The 20,728-nt window shown below is 67.2% G+C and carries 17 protein-coding genes and 3 pseudogenes; 9 read left to right on the top strand and 11 right to left on the bottom strand.

Annotated elements, in window-relative coordinates:
- Nucleotides 1–59: 59 nt before the first annotated feature.
- Nucleotides 60–533, top strand: coding sequence for a hypothetical protein (locus tag AB8735_RS37575; protein WP_372412301.1), 474 nt, complete (start codon nt 60–62; stop codon nt 531–533).
- A gap of 79 nt (nt 534–612) precedes the next feature.
- Nucleotides 613–915 (top strand): hypothetical protein, encoded by a 303-nt coding sequence (locus AB8735_RS37570; protein ID WP_372412300.1) that lies wholly within the window; start codon nt 613–615, stop codon nt 913–915.
- 68 nt (nt 916–983) lie between these two features.
- Here the strand turns inward: AB8735_RS37570 and AB8735_RS37565 are convergent.
- From AB8735_RS37565 to AB8735_RS37555, 3 genes are all read right to left on the bottom strand, one after another.
- A protein-coding gene (locus AB8735_RS37565; RefSeq protein WP_372412299.1) for an IS5 family transposase occupies nt 984–1,792 on the bottom strand; the annotation gives its coding sequence in 2 pieces (ribosomal slippage) (nt 984–1,444 and nt 1,444–1,792; 810 coding nt in all).
- A 154-nt stretch (nt 1,793–1,946) separates the two neighbouring features.
- Nucleotides 1,947–2,972, bottom strand: a complete 1,026-nt coding sequence (locus tag AB8735_RS37560; protein ID WP_372412298.1) for a DUF5954 family protein — start codon at nt 2,970–2,972, stop codon at nt 1,947–1,949.
- Between the two features lie 240 nt (nt 2,973–3,212).
- Nucleotides 3,213–3,710 (bottom strand): DUF1203 domain-containing protein, encoded by a 498-nt coding sequence (locus AB8735_RS37555; RefSeq protein WP_372412297.1) that lies wholly within the window; start codon nt 3,708–3,710, stop codon nt 3,213–3,215.
- Between the two features lie 25 nt (nt 3,711–3,735).
- Between AB8735_RS37555 and AB8735_RS37550 the strand changes: the two are divergent.
- From AB8735_RS37550 to AB8735_RS37540, 3 pseudogenes are all read left to right on the top strand, one after another.
- Nucleotides 3,736–4,545 (top strand): annotated as a pseudogene (locus AB8735_RS37550) (IS5 family transposase).
- 618 nt (nt 4,546–5,163) lie between these two features.
- A pseudogene (locus AB8735_RS37545) lies at nt 5,164–6,855 on the top strand (DEAD/DEAH box helicase family protein); the annotation flags it as partial.
- A 151-nt stretch (nt 6,856–7,006) separates the two neighbouring features.
- A pseudogene (locus AB8735_RS37540) lies at nt 7,007–7,612 on the top strand (restriction endonuclease subunit R); the annotation flags it as partial.
- A gap of 186 nt (nt 7,613–7,798) precedes the next feature.
- Here AB8735_RS37540 and AB8735_RS37535 read toward each other — a convergent pair.
- From AB8735_RS37535 to AB8735_RS37520, 4 genes are read right to left on the bottom strand one after another with little or no spacing between them, the layout of a single operon-like run.
- Nucleotides 7,799–8,968, bottom strand: coding sequence for a cysteine desulfurase family protein (locus AB8735_RS37535; protein ID WP_372412296.1), 1,170 nt, complete (start codon nt 8,966–8,968; stop codon nt 7,799–7,801).
- On the bottom strand, nt 8,965–9,909 hold the full coding sequence (locus tag AB8735_RS37530) for a hypothetical protein (protein WP_372412295.1): 945 nt from the start codon (nt 9,907–9,909) through the stop codon (nt 8,965–8,967). The genes AB8735_RS37535 and AB8735_RS37530 overlap by 4 nt, the downstream gene beginning before the upstream one ends.
- Before the next feature lie 22 nt (nt 9,910–9,931).
- Entirely contained in the window at nt 9,932–10,549 is a 618-nt protein-coding gene (locus tag AB8735_RS37525; protein ID WP_372412294.1) for a hypothetical protein, read from the bottom strand.
- Nucleotides 10,550–10,554: 5 nt separating this feature from the next.
- Nucleotides 10,555–11,112: a hypothetical protein gene (locus tag AB8735_RS37520; protein ID WP_372412293.1), complete on the bottom strand. Its 558-nt coding sequence runs from the start codon at nt 11,110–11,112 to the stop codon at nt 10,555–10,557.
- 289 nt (nt 11,113–11,401) lie between these two features.
- On the opposite strand from AB8735_RS37520, the gene AB8735_RS37515 reads away from it, so the two are divergent.
- Both AB8735_RS37515 and AB8735_RS37510 read left to right on the top strand, forming a co-directional pair.
- On the top strand, nt 11,402–12,388 hold the full coding sequence (locus AB8735_RS37515; RefSeq protein ID WP_372412292.1) for a LysR family transcriptional regulator: 987 nt from the start codon (nt 11,402–11,404) through the stop codon (nt 12,386–12,388).
- On the top strand, nt 12,385–13,758 hold the full coding sequence (locus tag AB8735_RS37510) for a methyltransferase domain-containing protein (RefSeq protein WP_372412291.1): 1,374 nt from the start codon (nt 12,385–12,387) through the stop codon (nt 13,756–13,758). Before AB8735_RS37515 ends, AB8735_RS37510 begins: the two co-directional genes overlap by 4 nt.
- 90 nt (nt 13,759–13,848) lie before the next feature.
- Here AB8735_RS37510 and AB8735_RS37505 read toward each other — a convergent pair whose 3' ends face one another.
- Nucleotides 13,849–14,199, bottom strand: a complete 351-nt coding sequence (locus tag AB8735_RS37505; protein WP_372412290.1) for a hypothetical protein — start codon at nt 14,197–14,199, stop codon at nt 13,849–13,851.
- Nucleotides 14,200–14,451: 252 nt separating this feature from the next.
- On the opposite strand from AB8735_RS37505, the gene AB8735_RS37500 reads away from it, so the two are divergent.
- Nucleotides 14,452–15,632 (top strand): IS3 family transposase gene (locus AB8735_RS37500; protein ID WP_372409833.1). Its coding sequence is split into 2 segments (ribosomal slippage): nt 14,452–14,716 and nt 14,716–15,632, totalling 1,182 coding nucleotides; the frame shifts between segments, so codons are not numbered across the junction.
- A gap of 256 nt (nt 15,633–15,888) precedes the next feature.
- Here AB8735_RS37500 and AB8735_RS37495 read toward each other — a convergent pair.
- Together AB8735_RS37495 and AB8735_RS37490 are read right to left on the bottom strand one after the other, a co-directional pair.
- A complete protein-coding gene (locus AB8735_RS37495; protein ID WP_372412289.1) occupies nt 15,889–16,299 on the bottom strand; it encodes a transposase family protein in 411 nt (136 codons plus the stop codon).
- Between the two features lie 205 nt (nt 16,300–16,504).
- Nucleotides 16,505–17,614, bottom strand: a complete 1,110-nt coding sequence (locus AB8735_RS37490; protein WP_372412288.1) for a hypothetical protein — start codon at nt 17,612–17,614, stop codon at nt 16,505–16,507.
- A gap of 1,057 nt (nt 17,615–18,671) precedes the next feature.
- On the opposite strand from AB8735_RS37490, the gene AB8735_RS37485 reads away from it, so the two are divergent.
- A complete protein-coding gene (locus AB8735_RS37485) occupies nt 18,672–20,012 on the top strand; it encodes an IS110 family transposase (RefSeq protein ID WP_372406596.1) in 1,341 nt (446 codons plus the stop codon).
- A 35-nt stretch (nt 20,013–20,047) separates the two neighbouring features.
- On the opposite strand, the gene AB8735_RS37480 is transcribed toward AB8735_RS37485, so the two are convergent.
- Nucleotides 20,048–20,668: a hypothetical protein gene (locus tag AB8735_RS37480; protein ID WP_372412287.1), complete on the bottom strand. Its 621-nt coding sequence runs from the start codon at nt 20,666–20,668 to the stop codon at nt 20,048–20,050.
- Between the last annotated feature and the right edge of the window lie 60 nt (nt 20,669–20,728).

The raw sequence follows: 20,728 nt of genomic DNA, 5'->3' as shown, positions 1-20,728 counted from the left end.
CACCCGCAGGCCGTACACGTGAAAAAGGCTCCTGGGTTTACGTCGCTGCTATCGCGGCTTTGGCGCTCGCCTCTGCGGTCGTATGGCAGAAGGCGGACGACGACGACAAGCGTGAGCAGGAGCAGGAACGGGCCGCCGCGTACAAGGGCGTGTCAGCTACAGACCTGGACATCGACGGAGTCAAAACGGAAACGATGGCGTGGTGGAGCAAGGACGGCCGGTCCGTAATCCTGAGTGCCTGGGTCGACTGGGATGAGAAGCCGAAGTTCATTCGCATAGATTCGGGAGACCAAACCGCGAAAAAGGAGATCCAGCCTCTGAAAGAGGGGCAGTTCCCGATGTCCTTCCGGCTGGAGGTGGAGGTTCCCGTCAAGGACCGCTATCAGGCGGTCCGGTTGGTGGTCGCGGTCGGCGGCTCCACCTGGAAGGACGGCAGCCGGGCCCCGCAGCGCACGATCGAGTTCCGCCCGGACCGGACAGCCACCGACACCGAGACCGGGGAGCGCCTCAAGCAGAAGTATTCACATCTGTGACGTGGTCCGGCCCGGTCCCGGGGGAACCGAGCTGGGCCACGTCGCTTTGTCTGAACCAAGACCCTTCGGAAGAGGATCGATGACGACCAAGACGTTCACCCTAGGAGCCCTGGCCGGCGGTAGCAGCGTGCTCCTGGCCCTCGGGATCCAGGCCTGGCTCACCCGAGGCACGGGATGCCCGCACTGCGCCGAGTTCTCCGGCCACCCGGACAACCAGCACGACCCCCGTCTCTGCCGCGGCTACGTCCAGAAGCAACGGCAGCGTCGACTCGACCGCATTGCTACGACGGGCACTTGGGAACCCAGCTCCTTCGGCAACCTCTGGCTGCTGCCCGGCGAGAGCCCCGAGCCGGCCGAACCCGCGCGGCCCTCCGGCACGTGACTCTGCGGCCTTGTACAGGGTCAACAAGTGAACTTCAGAGACTGCCCTGGTAGCCCTTAGAAGTCATCTCATTTGGTGAGTCTGCGGTAGCAGATGAGGGTGGCGGTGATGCCGGCGAAGGCGAGGAAGTGTTCGGCTTTGCGTTCGTAGCGGCGATGGAGCCGACGGCATCCGGCGAGCCAGGACACGGTGCGCTCGATGGTCCAGCGGTGGCGTCCCAGACGCTGTGAGTTCTCGATGCCTTTGCGCGCGATGCGGGGTGTGATGTGGCGGCTGCGGAGGAATCGTCGCAGGTGAGCGTTGTCGTAGGCCTTGTCCGCGTGAAGTTTGGCGGGCCTGCGGCGGCGGGGACCCCGGCGGGAGCGGATGGGCGGTATGCCCTTGACGAGGGGTTCAAGGGCCTGGCTGTCGTGCAGGTTCGCCCCGGAGATGCCGACCGACAACGGCAGGCCGGTGCGTTCGGTGAGCAGGTGGATCTTCGAGCCGTACTTGCCCCGGTCCACGGGGTTCGGGCCGGTCAGATCCCCCTTTTCATCGCCCGCATGTTCACCGAGTCCACCGCACAGCGCGACCAGTCCAGCCCACCGCGGGCGCCGAGCTCGTCCAGGACCAGGCGGTGGAGCTTCGCCCACACCCGGGCCTTCGTCCACTCCGCGAAACGCCGGTGGGCCGTGGCCCCCGAGGGCCCGAACGAGGCCGCCGGAAGCTGCAGCCATGTACAGCCCGAAGTGGCCACGAACACGATCGCGGCTAGCACCTCACGGTCCCCGTGCCGTCGTCGGCCACCGCCCTGCGGCCGCATCGGCGCCTCCGGCACCACCCGCTGGAACAGCACCCACAACTCGTCCGGCACCAGCCGCTCAACGATCCCCACCATGATCCGAAGCCTACAGCCAAATGAGATGACTTCTAAATCTGCTCGACGCTTACCGGGCGCTCGTTGCTGATGCTCACGCCTCCAGCAACACCGCACGCAACCGCGAATGCCCGCACCAACACCGCCTGACGCACGACGGATTAGAAGCACGCAGTCAGGCTTTGTTGTTGTCGTGGTCGTAGTGGATGGTGCCGTTTTCGTCGAGGTGGGGGTGGAGTTGTGTGGGGGGCTGGCTGTTGGTGTCGGAGGGGCGTGGTCCTTCTGGCCCGTCGGGGCCCCATCGTAGGAGTCGGCGGGTGCGGCAGATCTGGTGGACGGTGCCTGCGGCCTCGATCCGGTTGGCGCGTTCGGTCCGGAGCCGGTCGGCGGCCCGGGTGTACGCGACCAGCTTGCCGGCCGCGGGGTCGGTTCCTTCCGCGGCCAGCGTGCGGGCGTCGACCGTGTCGTCGGCGTCCCAGGGGATCAGGCCCTGTTGGCGGGGTTCGAGCCAGGTCAGGGCGAAGTCCAGCGATTTGCGGGCGTCGTGGGCGCAGGCGTGCGCACCGCTGCCGGCCTTCCACCCCGGGCCGTCCTGTTCCACGACCCTGAAGACCGCGGGCAGCAGCATCACGTCCGGATGGGTCTCAAGCGCCTGTCGGGAGTCCCTGCGCACGTCCTCGGGGAACCGGGCCCCGGTGTAGTCCAGTTCGCGCAGCGCCAGCCGTTCCGCGGCCTGGGCGGGCGTGACGGGTGCGTCGGGGTCCAGGATCAGACCGTCATCGATGCGCACCTCCCTGGTTCCGCGGTCCCAGTTGGGGGTGGCGGGTTCGGGGTCGGTCGGCCGGGGCTGCTCGATGCTGCCCGGCCTCAGCCCGGCGTACTCCTCGGCACGCACCACCCGGTAACGGGTCCCCAGCACAGTGGGCTCATCGACGCGTTCGCTCTCCAGCCGGGCCACTGCCGCCAGCAGGGCACGCCGCTCCGCCGTGTTCTGCGCCTCGTCCTTCGCCCGGTACCACAACAGCGAGTTGAGGCTGTCCCGGGCCTGCTGCGGACAGCCGGCCTCCACCGCGACCACGACCCGCCACCGCAGTGCCTCGCCAGCATCCTGCGCGGCTACCCCGAACAGCGGCCCCCGCACCAGCACCGTGTCCACATCCAACGCGGCGTCGAGCGCGTCGGCCTCCACGACCGCCTCCACCGGACCCTCCGGACACCTCACCGAGATCGGCCGCATCGGCCCGGACTCATCTCCCCATGACCCATGCGCTCATCCTGCCGATCCCCGGCTGCGCCCACGGGGGTTTCCCGATTATCGGAGCCGCCACACGCCCGTCCGGGACGGCGACGTCTCTTCCCCGTGCCATAGCCGAATGACGACGACGTCGGCAGTACGTCCGAGTCCGGCCAGCCCGCACCAACCTCCGGCTCCCTGTCTCGCCTACCGGCGGCGGATCTCGACCATGAAACAGCCGAATTCCACGGCGCGGACATGTATCAGCGTCACTGCCGGATCGGCGAAGATATCGCGCAGTGCATCGTTCACCTCGCCGGCCCGTTCCTTGGGGATCTCGATCAGTCTCCCGCCGAGGATGTGCCCCTGGGCACTGTAGGCGCGCAGCACCCGGCGGGCACCATGGAGTTCGGCTGGATAGCCGGGTCCGGAGGCTGGCCCGTCGCACTCCTCGGCGTGGACGAAGACCGGACCGCACTCGTCGTACGGGCCGGGTTCAGTGCCTGTCTCCGCCGCCCAGCGGCGCAACGGCGCGTACGAGACGAGGACGATCCGCTCACCTGCCTCGCTGTGCCGCAGACAGCAGCGCAGCGGGGCACCGCCTTGCGGATCGGTGACGGGTACCCGGGTGAAGCCGGCGTCGTCCTGTTCCCGCAGCTGCTTCAGCACGGCCGGATCGATGGCCCGCACCTCATAAGAAGTCATCTCATTTGGCTGTAGGCTTCGGATCATGGTGGGGATCGTTGAGCGGCTGGTGCCGGACGAGTTGTGGGTGCTGTTCCAGCGGGTGGTGCCGGAGGCGCCGATGCGGCCGCAGGGCGGTGGCCGACGACGGCACGGGGACCGTGAGGTGCTAGCCGCGATCGTGTTCGTGGCCACTTCGGGCTGTACATGGCTGCAGCTTCCGGCGGCCTCGTTCGGGCCCTCGGGGGCCACGGCCCACCGGCGTTTCGCGGAGTGGACGAAGGCCCGGGTGTGGGCGAAGCTCCACCGCCTGGTCCTGGACGAGCTCGGCGCCCGCGGTGGGCTGGACTGGTCGCGCTGTGCGGTGGACTCGGTGAACATGCGGGCGATGAAAAGGGGGATCTGACCGGCCCGAACCCCGTGGACCGGGGCAAGTACGGCTCGAAGATCCACCTGCTCACCGAACGCACCGGCCTGCCGTTGTCGGTCGGCATCTCCGGGGCGAACCTGCACGACAGCCAGGCCCTTGAACCCCTCGTCAAGGGCATACCGCCCATCCGCTCACCGCCGGGGTCCCCGCCGCCGCAGGCCCGCCAAACTTCACGCGGACAAGGCCTACGACAACGCTCACCTGCGACGATTCCTCCGCAGCCGCCACATCACACCCCGCATCGCGCGCAAAGGCATCGAGAACTCACAGCGTCTGGGACGCCACCGCTGGACCATCGAGCGCACCGTGTCCTGGCTCGCCGGATGCCGTCGGCTCCATCGCCGCTACGAACGCAAAGCCGAACACTTCCTCGCCTTCGCCGGCATCACCGCCACCCTCATCTGCTACCGCAGACTCACCAAATGAGATGACTTCTAAGTCGTGGTCATGGCTCCAGCATCCGCACATGCCCGTCCCCGCGCTGGCGGAAAACAGACATCGCCCTGGAGGCCGCTCCGTGACCCGATGAGGGCCGCACGGGTTTGGGCGAGTGTGAGACAGCCGGGCCCGTGCGGCTGCGTCCCATCCTGCCTTCACCGGCATCTCCCGCGCGCATCCCGGCAGTCTGCTCGAGGAGCCGGCCGCTCCGTGGCAGTCCCGCCGGGAGTCCGCGCTGCACGAACGGCGGGACGGTGAGTGCTGCCGCGCCGCCGGGGCCGGACGCAAGGGCGTCGTCGCTTCCGGGCGGTGCCGGTCGGGCCGGCTGGGGCTGGAGGGCGGCGAGCCGGGGGAGCGTCGGCCTGACGGCTGGGCGGCCGTTTGACCGTACCCGGGGAGCTGGGGGAACGCCTGCGCCTGTCGGTGCGGTCCTCTAGGCTTGCGCGCACGGCCTGTTCACGGGGGGGGCGACGATTATAGGGCGTGCGGGGCCATGACCGCGCTGCTGCGCACCGCCTGCCCGCGGGCTGTCTGATCCAACACGGCGGTTGTCCCCTGGATGAAGCCGCCGTTCGTACATGCTTCTTTCTCCTGAGGAAGTCCTCCATGACCGTGGTCGCTGTTCCCCCGCCCGAGGCCCCGGTGGACCGGTCGCTGTTCGCCGACCAGACGCAGGCCGTGGGGCGGCTGGCGCGGCATCTGCGGCGTGTGGGGACATGCGCGCTGTACGCGTCGGCGACGGGGACGGGCAAGGCGCTGGTGTCGGTCCGGGTGGCGGATGAACTCGGTGCGCGTCTCGTGCTGTTCGTGGTGCCCACGCTGGACCTGGCGGCTCAGATGGCGCTGGCCTGGCGCCGGGACGGGCATGGGGAGCACATGGTGATCGTCTCCTCGATGGACGCGGGCGGACGGGAGGATCTGGTGGCGGCGCGCGTGATGTCGACGGGCAGGGCGCAGGCGCTTGCCGGTCTGATGTCGGTGGTGGGGGAGGGCGAGGACCAGATCCCCGCGCTGACGGTGATCTGCACCTACGATTCTCTCGGGAAGATCGAGCAGACCCGGCACACCGGCTATACGGTTCCGCCGTTCGACCTTGCGGTCATGGACGAGGTTCACCGGATCGCGGGCCGTGCCGACAAGAAGTGGGCGATCGTCCACGACGCGGCACTGATCCGGGCCGACCGCCGCCTCTACATGACCGCCACCGCAAGGATCGTCGGCGCGCCGGAACTGGCGGAGTCCGCCGACACCGCACGCCCCCGCCGCCGGCGGCCCGTCGACCCGGACGCGTTCGCGAACTCCATGGACAACGAAGCCGCCTACGGGAAGAAGATCTTCGAGTACCCGCTCGCCCGGGTAGTCGCCGATGGCCGGGCGGCGAACTACCGCATCGTGGTGCCCACCCTGACCGACTCAGGCCTGCGCCGCCGCCTGAACCTCCCCACCCCCGGCACCACACCCACACCGGGCACCGGCGAGGAGACGGACAGCGCACTGCGCACCACCGCCCTGCACCTCGCCGTCCTGCGCGCGATGACCGAGCACGGCCTGAAGAAGGTGCTGGTCTACTTCAACCTCGTCGCCGACGCCCGCCGCTTCGCCCGCGAACTGCCCCACACCCTGCGCCTGCTGCGCCACACGGCCCCCGAACTGTGCCCCGACCTCACCCCCAAACTGTTCTTCGTCCACGGCGAGCACACCTCAGCCCAACGCGCCGACATCTTCACCGCCTTCCGTGCCGCCGGCTGCGCGATCCTGGCCAACGCCCGCCTGATCGCCGAGGGCGTCGACATCCCCAGCGTCGATGCCGTCGTCTTCGCCGACCCCACCCGCAGTGTCATCCGCTGCGCCCAGGCCCTCGGCCGCGCCCTGCGCCTGGATGTGCCCGGCAAAACGGCCTCCCTGGTCATCCCCGTCCATGTCCCGCCGGGCGCAGACCCCGAGGACATCCTGGGCACCGCGTACGAGCCGGTGTGGGCGATCGCCACAGCCCTGGCCGGCCACGACCACCGCATCCTCGAACGCCTCCCCGACAAGACCCACCACCAGCCGAAGGAGTCCAGCGAGGTCATCGAGCGCCGCTGGCACTTCGACTTCACCGTCCACCCCGAACGCATCGCCCGCGCCATGGACCTGGCCTCCTTCGACCCCCGCCACACCGCCCATTCCCGCTCCCGGCACCTGGGACTTGCCGCGGCCCGCTCCTACCACGACGAACACGGCCACCTCGACGTCCCCGCCGACCACGTGGACCCCACCGGCTACACCCTGGGCACCTTCATCACCACCATGCGCGACGCCGCGAAGACCGGCCGCCTCGAAACCGACTGGACCACCGAACTCGACGCACTGGGCATGACCTGGGACAGACACGACGCCGCCTGGCGCCCGCCTCGCCGCAGCAGCCGACTACCACACCGCCCACGGCCACCTCGCCGCCCCCGCCACCACCCCCACCGGAGCCTGGCTCGCCGAACAACGCCACCTCGCCGCCAAAAACGAACTCGACCCGACACGCACCAAAGCCCTCACCGCCCTCGACCCCCACTGGAACCTCCCCCACGGCGCCGACTGGCACCGCAAATACCACCTCCTCCGCACCCACCTCACCGACGGAGCCGACCCCACCACCCTCACCCCCGACACCCTCCTGGCCGGAGTGAGAATCGGCTCCTGGCTGCGCCGCCAGCTCACCACCTGGCCCACCCTCCACCCCGGCCAGCAGCAGCTGATCACCGCCCTCGGCCTCACCCCCGAGAGCAGCCCCCTCGCTCCCGCCCGCCGGACCCGCCGCACCTTCGAACAGACCGCCCAGCTCCTGGAACTGTTCCTCCACCGCGAGGGCCGCGCCCCCACTGCCCGTGAGGAGATCCGCGCCGACGGCGACACCGTCAAGATCGGCGCCTGGCTAGCCAAAGCCCGCACCAAACACCGGACCGGCCAACTCCCCGAACCACACGCTCGCTTGGCCGCCTTGCTCTTCGACGGCGACTGGACCGCCGAAGACGCTGCTCCGGCGACTCTTACCGGTGGTGATGCCGGTACCGAGATGTAATGACCGGCACGTGGAGACAGCCAACGGGCCAACCCTGCTCCCCGGTAACGGACATGCCATCCTGGCCCTCCCCACGGGATCAAGAAACCTGAAAGCGGGCAGCTTGGTCGCTGGTGGGGCTGTCCATGAATATGCGCCCGACGGCCGACCCGAAAATCGGGCGGCCGTCAGTTTTGGAGGTTTGGTTCAGGCCGCTTCTGTGGTCGTCTGGGCTGGGGCCGCAGCCTTGACAGCTTCAGCGATAAGAGCGCCGGCGCGTTCGATGTCGGCGTCCGTGGTGGTGCGGCCGATGCTGAGTCGCAGGGTTGCGCGGGCTTGGCTGCGGGTGAGGCCGATGGCGGTGAGGACGTGGGAGGGTTCCGCGTTTCCGGTGTTGCAGGCTGATCCGGTGGAGGCGGCGACGGCGGGGAGCCGGTCGAGGAGGTCGATGGCTTCGATACCGGGGAGGGTGAGGCTGAGGTTCCCGGGTAGCCGCCGGTGTGGGTGGCCGTTGACCGACGCGTCGGGAATTGAGGCTTGGAGCCGTTCCTGGAGCCGGTCGCGCAGGGCACGGATGCGGGCGGGGCCGGGGACGGCGCCGGTGGTGATGAGGTCGGCGGCGGTGCCGAGGCCGACGACGGCAGGGACGTTTGGGGTGCCGGACCGCAGTCCGCGTTCTTGTCCGCCGCCGGACTGCAGGGGGGTGATGCAGGTGCCGCCGCGGATATAGAGGGCTCCGATGCCTTTGGGCCCGTGGAACTTGTGGGCGGAGATCGAGGCGAGGTCGACGCCGAGCTCGCCTGCGTCGAGGAGGCCGTAACCGGCGCTCTGGGCGGCGTCGGTGTGCAGTAGGCCGCCGCGCGGGCGGATGATTTCGGCGATGGCGGCGATCCGCTGGAGGGTGCCGATCTCGTTGTTGGCGTGCATCACGGAGACGAGCACGGTGTCCGGGGTAAGGGCGGCGGCGACGTCGGCGGGGTGGACGCGGCCGTGCCGGTCGACGCCGACGCGCGTGATCGTGTAGCCGTGGTGGTCGGCGAGGTGTTGGCAGGCGGCCAGGACAGCTTTGTGTTCGATCGCGGTGGTGATGACGTGCCCGCCGCGGGGGCGGGCGGCGAGGGCTCCGCCGATGATGGCCAGGTGGTTGGCCTCGGTGGCGCCGGAGGTGAAGACGATCTCCAACTCGTTCTTTGCGCCGACCAGGTCAGCGACTTGGCGCCGGGCGGTGCGGATGGCCTTGGCCGCGGTGCGGCCGTAGGCGTGGTTGCTGGAGGGGTTCCCGTACTCGCTGGTGAGGAACGGCAGCATGGCCTGCAGGACCCGCTCGTCCAGCGGAGTGGTGGCCTGGTGGTCGAGGTAGACCGGTCGGCTGTTCATGCTGCCCTCTCCTGAGATCGGGTAGCAGCTTGGACGGTCGCTGCGTATTTGCGTTCACCGTCGACCAGGTCCCAGTAGACGGTGCGGCGCCGGTCGAAGACGGAGAATGCGGTGGCCAGGCAGCGCCAGTTGCGGTTGGGCTGGGCCAGGGCGAGGACAAACGCATCCTCGAAGAGCCTCCGGCCCCGTTTCATCAGGTCCTCGCGGGGCAGCTGCGGCCCGAATAGGTGGAGGAATCCACGCTCGCGCAGCCATGCCTCGGCGTGTTCGGCCCCGGCGTCGCCATCGAGGTGTCCGGCGTCGGTGAGGGTCTGGCTGGCGAGCCGCTGCAGGCGGCGGGTGCGGCGGGTGTCTTCCCCGCCGGGACACCGGTCGCCCGTGACTGTCCATTGGTGCCAGCGCGGGGGTTCGTAGCGGTCCCAGTCGACGTCCTCGAGGTGGGCGGTGACCTGGGGCGGGATCTGGCCGCGGGTGAGGTCGGCGACGTCATAACCGGGGCCGAGCGCTTCGAGGGTGAAGGTGCCGGGCTGACCCCGGCTGGGGCGGTCCAGGCGGACCAGGACGGTGAGGCGGTTGGTGAAGCGGTTCGTGGGCTCGGCCAGGATCACCGCCCGACCGTCGGCCAGCAGGCCGACAGCCCGGGGCGGGATGTCCTTGAGGGCGAAGGTGTTGCCGCCCCGGTAGTACTGCTTCTTCTCGACTCCGCCATCGGAGCGGATCATCAGCGTCTCGGTGCCGGCAGCCGCCGCAAGCGTGCGGGCGGCCGTGCGGACCGCGGCCGCGCCGATCCCGGGCGGGACGAGGCAGGCGTTCAGGATGGGCAGGCGGAGGGAGTGCAGCAGGGCCATGGTCTGCCACTTCGGCCAGCGGCGGTCCTTCGCGGCCGCCGCCAGTTCGGCCTCGCCCAGCGCGTGCAGGGGCCTGGGCAGGGAGATCGTCATCGGGTGTCCCTTTCCCCAGGCGTCAGGCGGCTGCGTGCCGTAAGTCGGCGGTCAGCTCGGTGAAGGTGCGGTCGCGGTGTGCGGTGAAGGGGTGCTCGCGCCAGTCGAAGAAGTCACCGAGGCCGAGCTCGTCGGCGCAGACGCGGCGAACGAACTGGCGGGTGAAGCCGGCCGAGGGCCAGTAGTAGTGCTCGCCGGGCCGCGGGGAGAGGTAGAGGTAGGAGCCGTCCGCGGCGGCTGGGAGGGCCGCCATGGAGGTGAGCCGCAGGCCGGGGCCGCCGGTCTTCTCGTAGGCGGTGGTGACGGCGTCCGGGTCGGGGATGGGGATCAGGTGCAGGTGGCAGTGGCTGCAGCAGGAGGCGCCCAGCTCGCATTCGCGCGGGCCGTGTTCGGCCAGGATGACGGGCCCGTAACGGGCCTGGATCAGCGTGCGCATCCCTTCCGTCTCCGCCGCGACCCGTTCCAGATCGGCCGGGGTGACGTCGGCGGCGGCGTCCAGGTGCTTGAGCGGCATGAACAGGCAGTAGCCCGGGGTGAGGGCGCCGACGGTGGGCAGCAGCACCCAGCCGCCGGCGGTCTCGGTGATGATCCGGGTCGTGCTCTCGCGCGCGGTGAACTCGGTGCAGAACTGGCAGTCCATCAGGATCACCTCCGGATCGGGCCGACGGGGAACTCATCGGCGTATCGGCTTTTCAGGTCGGCCTCGCGGCCGTAGAAGGGGTGGGATGCGACGTCGTTGCTGTGGGGCCCGTCCAGGGCGAAGACGAGCAGGCGGGCCAGCGGCATGCCATGGTGCAGCCGCAGGACGGCGGGGCCGGCGTTGACGAGCTCCAGCGTCAGGTGCCCGTTCCAGCCGGGCAGGACGAACGGGCTGGTGACGTGGACGGCCAGGCCGACGCGGGCCAGGTGGCTCAGCCCGCCGATCATGCCCATCAGCCCGGCCCCGAGCCGTAGCGGCTCCTCGACCGCTCCCAGCAGCATCTCGCCGGGCATCAGCTCGCGTGTCTTCCACTCGGTGACGGGCTCCCCGTAGAGGTCGTCGATGCTGGCCTGGTCGGCCAGGTCGACGACCAGGGTGGCGGGGGCGGCCAGTGGCTGAAGCGGGGAACCGAGCGTCAGCAGCAGTCCGTCCCCGCGGAGTTCGCCGTCCCATTCCAGTGCCCCGTGTTCGATGAGGTAGGTGATCGACTCGGCAGAGAGCATGACTCACCCCGGGATGCAGGCAGCAGGACGTGGTGATCACCGCCGGATCAAAGGCGGCGATGGAAATGTTCCTCGGGATAGCCGGGGATATCCATATGTCCGCTTGGACATTTAAAGGTTTTCTCGGCGGGAAATGTGGTGAAGTTCAGTTCTGCTGGCCGTGCGGACAGTGCAAGCTGGGTGGTGCTGCGTCAGGGAGGGGGTGTCCGTGCCGTCGTCGCCGTCAGGGCCGTTGAAGGTTCCTGGTCCCGAGGGGTTCCGGGGCGATCTGCTGGCCTGTCCACCGGACTTGCTGGACCTGACCTGGGACCAGCTGCGGACGCTGATCGTCGTCCACGAGACGAAGACCGCGCTCGCGGCTGCCAGGCTTCTGGACCGTGAGCAGTCCAGCGTGCAGAAGCAGCTCGACATCCTCAACCGCAACTTCCAGGCCCTGACCGGCGAACTCCTGGTGGTCAAACAGGGCCGGGGCAAGGATCTGCTGTTCACCCCGACCGGCCTCGATGTCGTCGAGAGGGCCAAGGTGACGTTCTCCAGCTGGCTGCAGGGCATCGCCGGCTCGCGTCGCCGTCTGGGATCAACCCTGACGGTGGGGACGACCGAGTTCACCCTCGGCTTCCTCGGCCTGGTCTGGGAACGCGTCGCCCCTGAGCTGACGGAGCGGGAGATCGAGCTGAAGGTCGTGCATGTGCGGACCCGTGATTTCTGGCAGTGGCTGGACTCCAACCAGGTCGACCTGCTGTGCGGGGGGCTCGCGGCTCCGGCGGACGGCACCCAGATCGCTCCGGACTACGACTTCCTCGAATGGCACCGCGAGGGCTTGGCTCTGCTGACCAACCTGCCGGTGCGGGAACTGCCTGCCAAGACTGTCGGTATCGACCGGCTGAGGAGTCTGCCTCTGGTCATCCCTGCCCGCGGCGTCATCACCGACTTCATCGAACGCTGGTATGGGCCCGACTTCCGCTCGCAGTTGCAGATCGCCGCCGAAATCGACGACATCTACTACGGACTCGCCCTCCTGCGGTCCCGTATGACCTATGGCTGCATGCTCTGCACCCGCTCCATCGGCGAGGCCGCCGTTGCCGGGCGGCTGCCGACCAGCGAGGACTTCCGGCTGGTGGAGTTCGCCGACGACTTCACCCCCATGCTCCGGCTCGTCTCCGGTGTCTTCGCCCGCAAGGGCGAGCGGGATAATTACGACGTCTCCCACCCGCTGAACATCCTGTGGGAGGCATTCCGCGACGAGGCCGCCTCCGGGCGGCCCCTGCCGCTGTGACCCTGACCACCAGTCACCCAAGGGACGGCTTCGACGTGCTGCTGGCCTCAATCAATCTCAACAAGCGGCTCGGCGCCGCCGGACCCCGGGCCGGCTTCGCCGCATGGCTGCGGACCCACGGTGTGCAGGCGGTCGTGGCCCAGGAAGCGTTCAAGCCCGCCGACCGGACCCCGCCGGTCCTGCCCGGCTTCGCCTTCGCGGGCGGCGACGGTGAGATGGCAGTCTGGATCAGCGAACACCTCGCCCCGCCGGCCGTCGCCCTGACCCTGCCCTGGGTCCAGCGGATCGAGCTGGAATGGCTGACCGTTCTCCAGGTCCACCTGGACTCGAACTCCGCCGGTTCGCGGACCGCCCAGCTCACGGCTCTGGCCGAGATGGCCGCCGCCGAGGACGGCCGCCCCCTCCTGGTGTGCGGGGACTTCAACATCGCCCCCCGCCCCGAAGACGGGCTCCACAACGGTGCTGTCAGCCCCTTCAACACCAAGACGGAACGAGCAGCCCTGCAGCAGCTCATGACCACCGCCTCCCTGATCGACACCACCGCGGACGAAGCGCCCGTCTTCACCCTCGAACGCCACCACCAAGGCACCCAGTTCCGCTGTGACCTCGCCCTGATCAACGACCACCTCGCCCCGTCGACCTCCGTCACCCCCGACGCGACGGTGCGGACCAAACCGACCGACTTCACCGATCACTCCGCCCTTCTGATCGACCTGCCCGTCACCCTTCAGCCGGCCGAACCCGCCGACGTCCTCTTCGCCTTCAGCGACCTCAACGGCGGCGTCACCGCCCCGAGCTCCTCCAGAACGCTGTATCGGCCCCACAAGACCGCGATGAGCCGCAAGAGCCCCTCCCCAGCCTCCCGGGCCGTCACCGAGCACATCATCAAGCCGCTGGGCATCATCAGCGTCCTGGACCACGGCTGCGGCCACGGCACCGACGTCGAGCACTACCGCGCTCACGGACTGGCCGCCGACGGCTTCGACCCCCACGACAGCTTCGGCTGGCCCCGCCCCGGCCGCCACGACTACGACCTCGTCACCCAGATGTTCGTCTTGAACGTACTGCCCGACCCCTGGCAGCGGATCCAGGCACTCAAGGACGCCGCCGCCTTCACCCGCCCCGGCGGACACCTCGTCGTCGTCACCCGCTCACCCGAGGAGATCACCAAAGCCGCAGCCCACGGCGGATGGAGGACTCACCACGACGGCTTCTGGTCCAGCGAAGGCAAAGGAACCTTCCAACGCGGCATCAACACCGGCGAAATAGCCACCCTTGCCCACCAGGCTGGCCTCTTCCCTGCCGACGGCGTCCCCGCACTGCCGCTGCCCGGCGTCTGCCATGCAGTCCTGCTCAAGCCGCAGGTGTGAGACAAGCAACGCTGGACGTGCCCAACCGCGTACGACTCCGCCCCAGCAAACCGCAGACCGTTTTCCGGAAAACCGTCCCTTTCGGTCCCTCTAGTTCCTGGGTGGGGTTCCAGAGGCCGTAGGGCCGCGGTTGCCGGTCCAGACGATGCGTCCACTGAAACCGCCCCGCTCGTCCGCCTTGGCCTGCCGGATCTTCTCCAGCTGGTCCGGTCCGACGCCCAGGTCCGCGGCGAGCGTGCGGACGACCTCCAGCACGTCTGCCAGTTCCTCCGGCGCTGAGGCCTCGTTCGCGCTGAGGAATTCCTCGACCTCCTCGCCGAGCTTCGCCCGCAGCCGGGCCCGGAATTCCTCCGGGCCTGCGGTGTAGGTGACCGGCTCGGCTCCGTCGCGCCGGATGATCTCGGGGATCCCGTCTCGGACCAGCTTGCCTTCGCTGTGCACTGGTAGTTCTCCGATGTCTGCTGTGTGCGGGATCCGCCCGGTCGGCCGCCCCTCCACGCCGCCGAAGCCTAGGCAGGCACCTCACCGGTCGCCATCTGAATCGTCAATCCCAACCGTGAAGGGCGACCCGCTTCCTTCACAGGAAGGCCGTTGACAGCCTTGAGCACTCGGTCCGGGGAGCTTTGAGGAGCCCCGAAGTTTCCGGACAGGCATCCAATAGGGTTGTCCTGAACAGGAAACGAGGAAGAAGAAGTGGCGCCACCCAGCAAGTACACCCCGGAGTTCCGGGAAGAAGCCGTCCAGATCGCGTTGCAGTCGAGCAAGACCGTCACCGAGGTAGGGCGTGAACTCGGAATCAACCCGGAGACGCTCCGCGGCTGGGTGAAGAAGCATAAGCGGCGCAACGAGCCGACGGCCGATGCACCATTGGCGCTTGACGAACGGGCCCGTCTGAAGGAAGCGGAACGGCGCGTCCGTGAGCTTGAGATGGAGAACGCGTTCCTGAAAAAAGCCGCAGCGTACTTCGCGAGGGATCCCCGGTAGCCAGCAAGTTCGAGTTCATCGAAACGATGCGACTCGACACCGAGGAGTACGCCTACACAGTCGAGTTCATGTGCCAGCGGCTCGGCGTGTCCAAATCTGGCTACTACGACTGGCGCTCGCGCTCCGATTCCGCGACGGCGAAACGCCGCGAGGAACTGAAGACGCTCATCCGGAAGGTATTCGAGATGTCGGACAGCACATACGGGTACCGGCGCGTGCATGCCCAGCTGGCCCGCTGGGGCGTGGCCGCCGGCCTGGAGCTGGTCCGCCAGCTGATGCGGGTCCTGGGCCTGGTGACCTGCCAGCCGAAGCCGAAGAGGTTCGGCCTGACCCGGCCCGCGGCCGGCGCGTTGCCCGACCTCGTCGGCCGCGACTTCACCGCCGATGCCCCCGGCGAAAAGCTCGTCGGCGATATCACTTACATCAAAACCGGTGAAGGATGGCTCTATCTGGCGACGGTCATCGACTGCTGCACCAAGGAAGTCATCGGATACGCAATGGACGACCACTACCAGACACCTCTGATATCCCGGGCCATACGCAACGCCGCCCGCAACCGGAAGCTGGCCGCGGGAGCCATATTCCACTCGGATCGCGGCAGCAACTACATGTCAGCCGAGTACGCGGGCGTCCTCTCAGGGCTCGGACTGCGGCAATCAGCCGGCCGCACCGGAATCTGCTTCGATAATGCTATCGCCGAATCGTTCTTCGGCACACTGAAAAACGAGCGAGCATCACGCGTAACTTACCTGACCCGTGAAGCTGCCCGACAGGACATCACCCGGTACATCGAATTCTGGTACAATCACAAACGCCTTCACTCGGCAGTGGGATACCGGCCTCCCCGTGAAGTCCATGCCGAATACCAGAAGTTGCGATCCGTCGCGTAAGAGACCGTCAGACGCTTGTCCGGAGAACTCGCGGCGCCTCACTTCCCACTCCCAGGTGGCGTGTGCGCGGCCGAGGGGAATGATGACTCGGAGCCCGCCCCCCTGCCCACACAGCAGCAAGCCGGCACGTCAGAAGGCTTCCCCACCGCGCTGCCATCCACCACCCCGAACAGGCATCGAACGAACCCCGGAAACGCAGAAATCCCGCCCAATCGAAACGATCAGACGGGATTTCATCAACCGATCCCGAGCGAACTCAAGAACGGCCCCCGGTGGGGTCACTCCCGGTCAGATCGGCAAGTCCGCCCGGGCAGACAATGGTGACAACCCGGCGGATCGTCGACCTGCTCGGTGCGACACGCACGTTCAGCAGGGCTCGCCGGCATACGCCGAGCCGGGCCAGGGCCTCCTGCGGAGCATGACGTGCCCACTGCGCGATTGCCGTGTACGACCGTGCGCCCGCCACGACAGCCGAGGCGGCGACCAGCAGCACCGCCACGAACGGGTGACGCCGCCCACGGCGCCAGCGGGGTCCGGCAACCTGACCAGCCGCTCCGCCAGCGGCGACCCGGAACACCCCGACACCGGAACGGACTTGACCAAACAGACCATGGCAGACCGGCGACACATCGGGGCTCCGGTTGTGGACGACGACTTGGCAGGTCATCCGTCCTCAACAGGAGCCCCGACCTCTTCGGCACGGCCCCCACAAGAACCGTCGCCACCCCGTGACCAGCACACTCACTTGATCACCACGACTTTGGAACGGCCCTGAGGCAGGAGCCCTGCCTGTCCACACCCACTCCAGCGAACCACTTGACAACGACGGCCGACCCCAAACTTCGCGGCATTGCTTTGCAACAGCCCTGCCTTCAGGTGGTCTCGGTTTTCCATCCCCAGCTACTTCTCGAAATTGCGCGATCGGTTATTACGTAAATATATTCGTCGTCCACCTTAACTTTGCTGGGTCCGTCGAATCCGGATAGGAAGCTGCGATCAATGTCACTCCCGCCCTTGTTTGCCCGAACCACTTTTCCGGTGCCGGCGTCGGCGATGTAGATGAAATCCTTATGTACTGCTACACCGCAAGGCTTGGTGAAACCCGTGATGAAATTTCGGTCGAAAGTATCCTTTGTCTTGCTCACCCTTGTCAGAGATCTATTATCTGCCTCGGTGACGTAGATGTATTTATCGTCCACTGCCACGCCGTTCGCTGCACCGATTCCAACTATATAGCTATCATCTATACCGCTTCTACCGCTTGCATCTATTTTCATCCTGATTACCGATCTACCCGTGTAGCTGGAGGCGTAGACATAGGTGCCGTCTGTTGCCAAACCTGTGACGGAGCCTGCGTTCTGGATTAATGTTTCCTCAGGGCCGCGTGTGCTAAATTTCATCCTGACTAGCTCTCCGCCAATCGCAAAGCTGCCGACGTAAAGCAAGTCGTCGATTAATAGCATGCTACTGGCATAGTATAGCCCAGAAATTCTGAATTGCTCAGATAAGACCCCTCCTGTTTTTGGCGTAGTCCATACAGCGCTGGTCCAATTGGATACGTAGAATAGGTCGCCCGCCTGCACCATATCCATTATGTGGGCGCTTTGGCCGGGTGCCTTGATGAAATTGTACTCTGGGGCGGTTGCGCACCGTGTGATGCAGAGAGGGGGGGGAGTGTCGGAGTAGTTTCCGTTCTTTAAAGCGCGAATGGTGACGCGGTATTTATTCTCTTTTAAGTTGGTCTCTATTTGGGTTTGGCTTGTGTGTGCGATTTGTCTCTGCGTGTCAGTTGCGGACGTGTAGATGAGTTCGTAGGTGGTTTCGCCGTGCGCGTCGGCCGGGGCATTCCAATTCAGAGTCCTTAGGTTGGTATCACCTCTAAGGTTGTATGGTGCGCTGACTTTCCCGCCTTCGAGGATGATGCGGATGTCGCCTGGGCTTGAGTTGTTATCTTTAGCGGTTATGGAGGTAATGTTGGTCATTGGATTGGCTTTCTATTAATCTTTGGTGTGTTCGTTGACGTCATGCCGGTTCTGGGCGTGTCAAGGTAAACGGCTCTGTTCTGTAGTCGGTGGTGACGTTAGGTTCTGTTCATGGGAGGAGGATGCGGTGGCGGAGGTCGAATCTGGAGCGGCCGCGCATCTGCCTCATGATTCTCTTGGTGCGGGTGTTGATGCCCTCGGTGCGTCCGTTGTGGTAAAGCAGGGTGAGGATGAGCCGCCCTACGTCTCTCGGGCAGGGGGTTCGCGGGATTTCCATGCTGCGACCTGCGACTCTTCGTACCCGGCATGAGCTTCTGCGGGGGTTCGGTAGCCGAGTGCGGAGTGGAGGTGTCTGTGATTGTAGAACATCTCGATTTATCGGACGATCGCCCGGTGCGCATGGGCACGTGTCGGGAACGCGGTTCGGTGTACGAGCTTGTTCTTCAGAGCGCCGAAGAATGATTCGGCCATGGCAATCTATGGTGACCTTGGATGGCAGCGGGTAAACGAAAAACCCGCCGCCAATCTTAGTGCTCTGTTGGTCTAGGGTCAGGGGTACCGCCGATTCAGTGATCTCGAATCGAGCCACTTTTGGTGTGTCCGTATGGAGGGCTGTGGTAATCTCTCCCGAAAGGTTCTGGCTATTAAGGGAAAGTTCGACGATCATCCAATTTGCCTTCGTTCTTTCGGGTCGGAAATGGTGCTGCCATGCCGTGAATTGAATCTGATCGCCTCCGAAGGACGCCTCACCCCTATAGACAAGTAACCACCCGAACAGGAAGGGTGAGCCGTTACTTAGTTTCTTTCATCCTCTGTTCTTGCAGGTCAGTCCCCCTGATCCCTTCGGGTGCGCCTTGCCGGCGTGAAAACATGGCTGCGGCGCCTGCCCGCCGATGCCGGTAGCTCGTTGGGACGTTGAGCCCGTAGGTCAGTCTGGTGCCGGGGCCGCAGAGGGGCCACGCACTGTTGCCATCGAGCACGCCGGTCAGATTCTCGCTCCCCCCGCGGCCCCCTGGGCAGGCGTCGGCCCGTACGGATCGATACCGGGGAGTGGCGCATGGCGGACACCGACGACAGCGGTGGCGTCGAGGAGATCGAGCAGGCCGAGGAGCTCGTGGCCCGTGTCGCGGCGATCGATATCGCCAAGGCGTCGGGCATGGTCTGTGTGCGGGTGCCGCATGAGGACAAGCCCGGCAAGCGCGTGCAGCGGGTCTTCAACACCGTCGCGACCAGCGGCGCGATCCTGGACCTGGCCGACCACCTGATCTGCCAGGGCGTCACCCGGGTGGTGATGGAGGCGACGTCGACCTATTGGAAGCCGTACTTCTTCCTGCTGGAGTCGCGTGGTCTGGAGTGCTGGCTGGTCAACGCCCGTGACGTCAAGAACGTCCCGGGCCGGCCCAAGACCGACCGCCTGGACGCGGTCTGGCTGGCCAAGCTCACCGAACGCGGCATGCTCCGGCCCTCGTTCGTGCCCCCGAAGCCGGTCCGTGAACTGCGCGATCTGACCCGGGCCCGGGCGGTCATGACGCACGAGCGCACCCGCCACAAGCAGCGCACCGAGAAACTCCTCGAGGACGCCCAGATCAAGCTGTCCACCGTGATCGCCGACATCTTCGGCGTCTCCGGACGCGCGATGCTGGAGGCACTGATCGCGGGCGAGCGCAGCCCCAAGGCCCTGGCGGACCTGGCCCACGGCACGATCAAGGCCAGCCACAGCACCCTGGCCGAGGCCCTGACCGGCCGGTTCGAAGAGCACCACGCATTCATGTGCCGGATGCTGCTGGACACCGTCGACCACCTCACCGTGCAGATCGACAAGCTCACCGCCCGGATCACCCTGCGTCTGACCGAACTGTCCACCACCGAGGACGACGAAGGCCCCGGACAGGGCACCCTGATGCCGATCACCGACACCGAGCGCCTCGACGAGATCCCCGGCGTCGGCCCCGGCACCGCGCAGGTCATCCTCGCCGAGATCGGCCTGGACATGTCGGTCTTCCCCACCGCCGGCCATCTCGTGTCCTGGGCGAAACTCTCCCCACGCACCCTGCAGTCCGGAAACAGGAACACCTCCGGCCCCACCGGCAGGGGCAACCCCTGGCTCCGCGGCGCCCTCGGCGAAGCAGCGATCTCCGCCGCACGGACCGACACTTTCCTCGGCGCCCGCTACCGCAGGATCACCAAACACCGTGGCCACATGAAAGCCCTGGTCGCCGTCGCCCGCTCCATCCTGGTGTCCGTCTGGCACCTCATGAACGACCCGACCGCCCGTTACCGAGACCTCGGCGCCGACTTCCACACCCGCAACCTCGACCCGGGCCGCAAAAGCCGAGACCTCGTCCGCCAGCTCAAGGCCCTCGGCCACGACGTCACCCTCACCCCGGCAGCCGCCTGACAACACTCGACGCTCTCAGCACACGCCACCGGGGGCTACTTCGCCATGCCCACCTGACCGCTGAGTTTTCCGGTCAGAATGAGGCGCTGGATACTGGGGACGGGGCAGGCGTAGGCCCAGCCGGGCAGGCACTGCATGATCGCGCTGTGTTCCGAATCGACGGGCACGATCTGTCCCGGCCCCGCCACCCGGCTGATGGGTGTGCCTCCGGTGACGAGGGATTCCTTGTTCGCCAGAGCTACCTGATTGCCGGCTTCCAGGGCGGTGAGAGTGGCCAGCAGACCCGCTGCGCCGGGGAGCGCGTTGAGGGCAATGTCGCACGGCCATCCGGCCGCCGCCAGGAGCCCTTCCGTGCCTGGCAGTACAACCGGCAGGGGCTGGCGGGGTGTGCCCGCGGCCCGTGCCAGGGCGGCGAAAGCCGCGGTGAATGCCTCGACCAACGACGGGTCGCTCACGGCCACCGCCCGGGCACGGGTTTCCAGCGCCTGGCGGGCCAGCAGCCCGGGATTCGCACCGGACGCCGCCAGGACCACGGCATAGAACCTCTCCGGGTGCGCGGTGATCACCTCGATGGCCTGGGAACCGACCGAGCCCGTCGACCCCAGCACCACCACCGACCGCACACCGCCGCCCCCGCCCAGGACACCGGACACCACCGGCCGACGGGACAGGGAACCGCCTTGGCGCGCACGCCCTGGTCCCAGCTCCATCACCCT

Source organism: Streptomyces luteireticuli, assembly GCF_041519305.1.
Lineage (GTDB): Bacteria > Actinomycetota > Actinomycetes > Streptomycetales > Streptomycetaceae > Streptomyces > Streptomyces luteireticuli.
This window is presented reverse-complemented; position numbering and strand designations above follow the sequence as displayed.